General features: G+C 72.9%; 10 protein-coding genes and 1 tRNA gene. 6 read left to right on the top strand and 5 right to left on the bottom strand.

The genetic code is table 11. The features are described 5' to 3' along the window. Positions 1-100: 100 nt before the first annotated feature. The 3 genes from AB0H28_RS24870 (at position 101) to AB0H28_RS24860 (ending at position 2,678) form a co-directional block, all read left to right on the top strand. Positions 101-907 carry a M15 family metallopeptidase gene (locus AB0H28_RS24870; protein ID WP_358044695.1) on the top strand — a complete coding sequence of 269 codons (807 nt, stop codon included), beginning with the start codon at positions 101-103 and terminating at the stop codon, positions 905-907. A gap of 65 nt (positions 908-972) precedes the next feature. Further along, positions 973-1,479 (top strand): DinB family protein, encoded by a 507-nt coding sequence (locus AB0H28_RS24865; RefSeq protein ID WP_358044692.1) that lies wholly within the window; start codon positions 973-975, stop codon positions 1,477-1,479. A gap of 161 nt (positions 1,480-1,640) precedes the next feature. Next, a complete protein-coding gene (locus AB0H28_RS24860; protein WP_358044690.1) occupies positions 1,641-2,678 on the top strand; it encodes a zinc-dependent alcohol dehydrogenase family protein in 1,038 nt (345 codons plus the stop codon). A 55-nt stretch (positions 2,679-2,733) separates the two neighbouring features. On the opposite strand, the gene AB0H28_RS24855 is transcribed toward AB0H28_RS24860, so the two are convergent. Further along, complete coding sequence (locus tag AB0H28_RS24855; protein ID WP_358044687.1) at positions 2,734-3,504, bottom strand: alpha/beta hydrolase family protein; 771 nt, start codon at positions 3,502-3,504, stop codon at positions 2,734-2,736. Positions 3,505-3,656: 152 nt separating this feature from the next. Here AB0H28_RS24855 and AB0H28_RS24850 point away from each other — a divergent pair, with 152 nt between their 5' ends. The 3 genes from AB0H28_RS24850 to AB0H28_RS24840 all read left to right on the top strand — a co-directional run bounded on the left by AB0H28_RS24850 (position 3,657) and on the right by AB0H28_RS24840 (position 5,652). Further along, the gene (locus AB0H28_RS24850; RefSeq protein ID WP_358044684.1) at positions 3,657-4,049 is read left to right on the top strand and encodes a hypothetical protein; all 393 of its coding nucleotides are present in this window, start codon (positions 3,657-3,659) and stop codon (positions 4,047-4,049) included. A gap of 304 nt (positions 4,050-4,353) precedes the next feature. Next, positions 4,354-4,426: transfer RNA gene (locus AB0H28_RS24845), tRNA-Glu, on the top strand. Positions 4,427-4,452: 26 nt separating this feature from the next. Then, entirely contained in the window at positions 4,453-5,652 is a 1,200-nt protein-coding gene (locus tag AB0H28_RS24840; protein WP_358044681.1) for an RtcB family protein, read from the top strand. Positions 5,653-5,683: 31 nt separating this feature from the next. Here the strand turns inward: AB0H28_RS24840 and AB0H28_RS24835 are convergent, their stop codons facing one another. From AB0H28_RS24835 to AB0H28_RS24820, 4 genes are all read right to left on the bottom strand, one after another. Continuing rightward, complete coding sequence (locus AB0H28_RS24835; RefSeq protein ID WP_358044678.1) at positions 5,684-5,848, bottom strand: hypothetical protein; 165 nt, start codon at positions 5,846-5,848, stop codon at positions 5,684-5,686. Next, positions 5,845-6,063, bottom strand: coding sequence for a helix-turn-helix transcriptional regulator (locus AB0H28_RS24830; RefSeq protein WP_358044675.1), 219 nt, complete (start codon positions 6,061-6,063; stop codon positions 5,845-5,847). The genes AB0H28_RS24835 and AB0H28_RS24830 overlap by 4 nt, the downstream gene beginning before the upstream one ends. Beyond that, entirely contained in the window at positions 6,063-6,542 is a 480-nt protein-coding gene (locus AB0H28_RS24825) for a DUF2975 domain-containing protein (RefSeq protein WP_358044672.1), read from the bottom strand. The genes AB0H28_RS24830 and AB0H28_RS24825 overlap by 1 nt, the downstream gene beginning before the upstream one ends. A 490-nt stretch (positions 6,543-7,032) precedes the next feature. Further along, positions 7,033-7,626 carry an HD domain-containing protein gene (locus AB0H28_RS24820; protein WP_358044669.1) on the bottom strand — a complete coding sequence of 198 codons (594 nt, stop codon included), beginning with the start codon at positions 7,624-7,626 and terminating at the stop codon, positions 7,033-7,035. Between the last annotated feature and the right edge of the window lie 85 nt (positions 7,627-7,711).

The following is a 7,711-nucleotide window of genomic DNA, read 5'->3' as shown; positions in this document are numbered from 1 at the left end:
TCCGACCTCCTCCCCACCACCCTCGGGTAAGGAGGGGCCCCTTGTTAACAGACGTCTGTTAACAAGGGGCCCCTCCTTACCCCGTGGTAGAACGGGCAGGGTGCGGGGGCGTACGGCGGGGGTCCTGGTTGTGGTGGTCGCGGTGGTCGCGACCGCCTGCCAGCGGCCCGCGCCGCGCCCGGCGCCGTCGCCCACCCCGACCGGGCCGCGCGCCCCGGCCGACGTCGTCGACCTGGCCGCCGTCGACCCCACGGTCCGCACCGACATCCGGTACGCCTCGGCGCACAACTTCGTCGGCCGGCCGATCGACGGCTATCCCGAGCCGCTCTGCCTGCTCACCCGCCGGGCGGCCGAGGCGCTGCACCGGGTGCAGACCGCCGCGTCGGCCCGGGGCCACAGCCTGAAGGTCTACGACTGCTACCGCCCGCAGCGCGCCGTGAACGAGTTCGTCGCCTGGGCGAAGCGTCCGCAGGAGCAGCAGATGAAGGCGGAGTTCTACCCGGACCTGCCGAAGGACCGGCTCTTCGCCGACGGCTACATCGGGGCTCCCACGGCCCACAGCCGGGCCAGTACGCTCGACCTGACCCTGGTGCCGGTGCCCACCCCCGCGCAGCCCACCTACACGCCCGGTGACCCCCTGCTGCCGTGCACCGCACCCGCCGGCCGCCGCTTCGCCGACAACTCGGTCGACATGGGCACCGGGTTCGACTGCTTCGACCCGCGCGCCCACACCGCCGACGCGAGGATCACCGGGGCCGCCCGGGCGAACCGGGAGCTGTTGAAGCGGCTGATGACCGCACAGGGGTTCGAGAACTACCCGCTCGAGTGGTGGCACTACCGGTACGTGGACGAGCCGTACCCGGACACCTGGTTCGACTTCCCGGTGGCCCGCGCGTCGCTGCGGTAACCCCGTTGCGTCATGATCCACGAAGGCTAGGCTGCGGTGACCGCACCCGCCCGGAAGGACGTCCCGTGGAGACCGAACGGATCGGCCCGCCGCTGCGGGCCGGCGAGCGGGAGACGCTGCGCGCGTTCCTCGACTTCCACCGGGCCACCCTGGCCCTCAAGTGCGAGGGGTTGACCGACGAGCAACTGCGCCGGCGGGCCTCCCCGCCGTCGACGCTGTCCCTGCTCGGCCTGGTCCGGCACCTGGCGGAGGTGGAACGCTTCTGGTTCCGCCGCGTCATCGCCGCCGAGGACGTGCCGCTGGTCTGGTCGGACAGCGGCGACTTCCAGGCGGCGTACGACACCGGCGGGGCCGACCGGGCGGAGGCGTTCGAGGCGTGGCGGCGGGAGGTCGAGCACGCCCGCCGGATCGAGCGGGCGGCCGAGTCGCTCGACGCCACCGGCCACCAGGCCCGCTGGGGCGAGGACGTCTCGCTGCGCCTGGTGATGCAGCACATGCTGCACGAGTACGCCCGTCACAACGGCCACGCCGACCTCCTGCGCGAGGCCATCGACGGCACCGTCGGCGTGTAAGGCCGGGCCCCCTGTTAACGCCTCCGGTAGAGCAGGGGCCCCCGCTCAACACGTCGATCATGAGGCGCGGGACCGAGGTCCCGCCCGCCGGGTCCTCCGGCCCTGCCACCCGCAGTCGTGGGCGAGAAGCGTGGGAGGTGACAACGGCGTGAGGAGGAGCCATGAAGGCACTCGTGTACGGCGGGCCGGGCGAGAAGTCCTGGTCCGAGGTCCCGGATCCCACCATTGCCGGCCCGCGTGACGCGATCGTCCGGGTGGACGCGGTCACCATCTGCGGCACCGACCTGCACATCCTCGGCGGCGACGTGCCCGAGGTCGAGCCGGGCCGGGTGCTCGGCCACGAGGCGGTCGGCACGGTCGTCGCGGTCGGTGACGGCGTTGCCAACCTCACCCCCGGCGACCGGGTTCTCGCCTCCTGCATCTCCGCGTGCGGCGTCTGCCGCTACTGCCGAGACGGCGTCTACGGGCAGTGCCTCGGCGGCGGCGGGTGGATCCTCGGGCACACCGTCGACGGCGTGCAGGCCGAGTACGCCCGCGTCCCGTTCGCCGACCTGTCGACGTACCGCCTGCCGGAGGGCGTCTCCGACGAGGCGGCGGTGCTGCTGGCCGACATCCTGCCCACCGCGTACGAGGTCGGCGTACTCAATGGCGGGGTGCGGCCCGGCGACACCGTCGTGGTGGTCGGCGCCGGCCCGATCGGCCTGGCCGCGATCCAGACCGCCCGCCTCTTCTCACCGACCCACGTGATCGCCGTCGACAAGGCGCGCAGCCGCCTCGACGCGGCCAAACGGTTCGGCGCGGACCTGACCGTGCTCGCCGACGACGACCCGCTCGACGCGGTGCGCTCGGTCACCGGCGGGCTCGGCGCGGACGTGGCGATCGAGGCGGTCGGCGTGCCCGCCAGCTTCGAGCTGTGCACCGCGCTGGTGCGCCCCGGCGGACGGGTCGCCAACATCGGCGTGCACGGCGCGCCGGCCACGCTGCACCTGGAGCGGCTGTGGATCCGCGATGTCACCATCACCACCGGCCTGGTCGACACCCGCACCACGCCCAAGCTGCTGGACATGCTGGTCGCGGGCCAGCTCGACACCGCGCACATGGTCACCCACCGGTACCCGCTGGCGGAGATCGTCGAGGCGTACGACGTGTTCGCCCGCCCCGCCGAGACCGGCGCGCTGAAGGTCGTGCTCACCCGCTGAGCGGTGTTAAGCGGGGCCCCCTCCTCCACCGGAGGCGTTAACCGGGGGCCCCGCCTTACACCCGCAGCGGGAGCCAGGCGAGGACGTCGGCGATGCGCGCGTCCCAGTAGGCCCAGTCGTGGTCGCCGGGGCCGAAGTCGACGGTGAGCGGCCGGCCGCACCGCCGGGCGGTGTCGACGAACCGCACGCTGTCCTCGTGGAGGAAGTCCTCGGTGCCGCAGGCGACGTAGAGCGCCGGCAGGTCGTCGCCGGCCCGCTCCAGCAGCGTCACCGTGTCGTCCTCGTCGGGCGGCGGGCGGTCGCCCCACACCGTGTGCCACACGGCCGGATCGACCGGGCTGGACGGGTGGTGGCGTCGCCGCACCACGTCGAGCGCCCCGGAGAGGCTGGCCGCCGCCGCGAAGCGGTCGGGGTGGCGCAGCGCCCACTTCAGCGCGCCGTAGCCACCCATCGACAATCCGGCGACGAACGTGTCCTCCCGCCGGCCGGAGAGGCGGAAGAACGATCGGCACACCTCGGGCAGTTCCTCGCTGAGGAACGTCCAGTACCGGTTGCCGTGCTCCTCGTCGCGGTAGAAGCTCCGCTGCACCTGCGGCATCACCACGGCGAGCCCCAACGGGGCGACGTAGCGCTCGATCGACGACTGCCGGGTCCACGCCGTGTCGTCGCCGGTGAGGCCGTGCAGCAGGTAGAGCACCGGCGGGTCGCCGTCGCGGGCGGCGCCGGCCAGGCCGACGCCGGCCGCGCCCGGGTCGGGCAGCAGCACCGTCATCGAGGTGCCCATGCCGAGCGCCTCGGAGAAGAAGTCACAGCGGATCCGAGCCATGAGCCGGCAGCGTACCGGGCCCCGACGGGGTGCGGGTCGACAGTTCCTATTGCCGCGGGCCACCCGGGCGGGACAGGATGGGCATGCGTGCCGGAAACGTGTTCGTAACCTGCGCGCTGCTGGTCTCTGTCACGAGGAAGTGGGAGTCAGGCATGAGCGACGTCTCGGCGGCACTGGGTGTGCGCCTCTACCCGGACCTGGTCGAGCCCGGCGGTCTGGCTCCCGCGCTCGCGCAGACCGCGACCGCCCACCAGCTCGACGTCGGCCGGGTGACCGCACCGGAGCAGGGTCGCAGCCGGTTCACCTGCGCCGAGCTGACCTCGCAGCGGGGCGTGGTCTGCGTCAGCCTCGGCTCGCAGGCCCGCTACTTCATGATCGACCTGCGGGTCGACGGCGAGGTCGAGGCCCGCGGCGACGCCACCGACCTGCTCCAGGTCGCGCAGGTGGCGGACGCCTGGCGGGCCGGCGCCACGCTCGCCGAACTCACCGCGCGTTTCCCGTTCATGGAGCAGGCGAAGCGCCATCCGGTGGCCCAGGCCGGCTGACCCGGTCGCGCCCGCCCGTTTGCGAACGGCGGGCCCCGGCAATATCGCGTTGCCGCCCCGAAGCGGGTGCCCGTACCGTGAGCGGGCAACGTCGTACTGATCAATCCAGGGAGCATCCGGTGTCGCAGCAGAATCGCACCCGCGCCGAGCGGCTCTTGCCGCGCGTCGGTGCCCTGCTGCCCGAACCGGGCCGCGAGGCGTGGTCGCAATCCGGGTGGTGGCGCGTCTAGCGCCGGCGCGACGATCTCGCGCGAGCCGCCCGCCCCCCAGACCGGAGCCGGGCGGTTTTTCGTTCGCCCGGCACGGGCCGTTGGAGCAACTGGCAGCTCACCCGGTTCTCACCCGGGAGGCTACGGGTTCGAGTCCCGTACGGCCTACGACCCCACGACACGAGGAGACGACGATGGGTTTCACCCCGCTGGCCGGTACCCGGGCGCCGGTCCGGGTCTGGACCGACCCGTACACGATCGAGGCGCAGGCGGCCCGGCAGCTGCGCAACATCGGCGCGCTGCAGTGGGTGCAGGGCGTCGCGGTGATGCCGGACGTGCACTTCGGCAAGGGCGCGACGGTCGGGTCGGTGATCGCCATGCGGCAGGCCGTGTCGCCGGCCGCGGTCGGCGTGGACATCGGCTGCGGCATGTCCGCGGTGCGGACCTCGCTCACCGCCGCCGACCTGCCCGACGACCTCGGGCCGCTGCGGTCGGCGATCGAGACGGCCATCCCGGTCGGCTTCGCGATGCGCGACGACGCGGTCGATCCGCGCCGGGTACGCGGGCTGGAGCAGGCCGGCTGGGACGAGTTCTGGCGGCGGTTCGGCACGCTCGACCGGCGGGTGGCGCAGCTCGAGACGCGGGCGCAGCGCCAGCTCGGCACGCTCGGCGGGGGCAACCACTTCATCGAGGTCTGCCTGGAGCAGGGTGGCCCGGACGACGGGCGGGTCTGGCTGATGCTGCACTCGGGGTCCCGCAACATCGGCAAGGAGTTGGCCGAGCGGCACATGGCGGTGGCGCGCGGGCTGCCGCACAACACCTGTCTGCCCGACCGTGATCTCGCGGTGTTCCTCGCCGGCACGCCGGAGATGGACGCCTACCGGCGGGACCTGTGGTGGGCGCAGGAGTACGCGCGGCGCAACCGGGCGGTCATGCTGGCCCTGCTCGCCCAGGTGGTCCGCGACGCGTTCCCGCAGGTCGGCTACGACGAGGCGATCTCGTGTCACCACAACTACGTGGCCGAGGAGAGCTACGACGGGGTGGACGTGCTGGTCACCCGCAAGGGCGCGATCCGCGCCGGCGCGGGCGACCTGGGCATCATTCCCGGCTCGATGGGCACCGGCTCGTACATCGTGCGCGGGAAGGGCAACGTCGACGCGTACTGCTCGGCGTCGCACGGTGCGGGTCGGCGGATGTCGCGGGGGCAGGCGAAGCGGACGTTCAGCACGGCCGACCTGGCCGCGCAGACGGCCGGTGTGGAGTGCCGCAAGGACGCCGGGGTGGTCGACGAGATCCCCGGCGCCTACAAGGACATCACCGAGGTGATGGCCCAGCAGGACGACCTGGTTGAGGTGGTCGCCCACCTCAAGCAGGTCGTCTGCGTGAAGGGCTGAGGCGGGGCCGGCGTCGGAGGGGGCGCCGGTCCTACCGGGTCCGGCGGGCGGCGCGCACGGCGACGGCGACGGCGCCGATGACCAGCAGACCGGAGAGGAGTTGAAGCCCGGGGGAGTCGTCGGCCTCCCCGTAGACCAGTCCGGCGACGCCGAGCGCGGCGGCGGAAACGACGACGGCGGCGAGCAGTGCTCTCATCGCTCGTCCTCGTCGGCGACCCATTCGAGGAGGTCGCCGGGTTGGCAGTCGAGCACCCGGCACATGGCCTCGAGCGTGCTGAACCGGACCGCCTTGGCGCGGCCGTTCTTCAGCACGGACACGTTGGCCGGGGTGAGCCCGACGCGCTCGGCGAACTCGCCGACGCTCATCTTGCGCCGGGCCAGCTCGACGTCGATGCGCACGACGATGGGCATCAGATCACCGCTTCCATGTCGGTGCGCAGCGTGGTGGCCTGCCGCAGCAGCGCACGCATCACGACCATCAGCAGCCCCAGCACGCTGACCCCGGTGGTGAGCAGGAAGAGCAGCAGCGGCAGGCCCGGGTCGTTCGCGTTGAACCCGACCCAGAGGAAGACGCCGACCAGGCTCACCCAACCGACGACGATCGCCCAGACGATGCCGTCGACCCAGGCCAGGGACGCCTCGGTGAAGATCCGATCATGCTTGACCAGAGTGAGGAGTTGCCAGGTGCACACGATCACCACCTGCACGCAGAGCACCCAGAACACCGTGACCGCGGTGGCCGGCCAGCGCAGGTACGCGTCGTCCGGGTTCTCCCGGGCCAGGTGCGCGAACTGCCCGGGCAACGACATCGTCTGGAACAGGACCAGGACGCCGAACAGCAGGACGAGGAAGGCGCGGAGTGCCGTCACCGCGCGCTCGGTAGTCAACATGCATCGACTATCACTCGCTAGCTATCGAAAGTCAATCGACTCGTTCACCGTGCCGTAGTCAGCTCGCCCGGGACGCGCACCACGTCGACCCGGCAGCCGTCGCGCGCCGACACCTGGCACACCTCGACGCCGCCGCCGGCTGCCGCGCCCCGGTAGCGGACGGCCAGCCGGTAGGTGCCCCGGCAGCCGGAGCCGCAGGAGGCCGACCGAGGTGAACCCGGTGCCGACCTCCCGGCCGATGCGAGTCGCCTCCGCGCCGGGCGGCACCAGCGTGGTCAGGCCGGCGGCGCGCTCCGCCCGGGACGGGCCGGCGGCCAGTTCGGTGAGCGCCAGGTGGGAGGTGGTCGCGGCGGCGGGAAGGCCCGTCGGAGGCGCTGATCGACGCCGCCGGCTCACCAGGCTCACGTGGACCGTGATCCGTACCGTCTGGCGGTTAGAGGGGGCCCCTCCTCTACCGAATCCGTTAAGAGGGGGCCCCTCCTTACGCGGCTCAGCCGTACACCGGATGGTCGGCCTGGAAGTCCAGCCGGTGGTCCGCGCCGGCGGCCAGCTCGGCGAGCACGTCGTCGAGGTCCAGGAACGTCCGCCACGGCTCCTGCCCGGTGATGCCGGCGAGCCGGTCCACCACGAGCTGCTCCAGGTCGGTGACCCGGCGCCCCTTCCACACCTTGTCGGCGAGGCTGACCAGCAGGTCCTCCAGTTGCACGCCGGGGGAGTGCCAGGCGGCGTGGGTGACGGCGAAGCGGGCCCGCTCCTCCGGCACGCCGTAGCGCAGCAGCAACCGGTAGCCGGCCTCCTCGTGCGCCGAGCCGGGACCGGTCAGCTCGGCCGGGTGCTCGACCTTGCCGAGGTCGTGCACGGCCGCGCCGAACAGCACCGCCTGCCGGTCGAACGGCACCGCGGTGAAGCGGTCGGCGAACGCGGCGGTGAGGTGCCAGGCCACGTCGTGCACCAGCCGCAGGTGCGCGCCGAGGCGGGGCGGCGCGGCCAGGGCGTCCAGCAGTTCGACCACCACGCCGGGCAGCGGCAGCAGCGGCGGGTCGCCCGGCTCGGTGAGGGCGCGGCGCAGCGCGTCGGAAGTCACCGGGGCGAGGGTACCGCCTGTCCCGCCCGGTCACCCCGCGTCCTGACCGAGTGGCTGACGGTGATCCGCCTGCTCGCCCGATCCC

Source organism: Micromonospora sp. NPDC050980 (assembly GCF_040653835.1).
GTDB lineage: Bacteria > Actinomycetota > Actinomycetes > Mycobacteriales > Micromonosporaceae > Micromonospora.
This window is presented reverse-complemented; position numbering and strand designations above follow the sequence as displayed.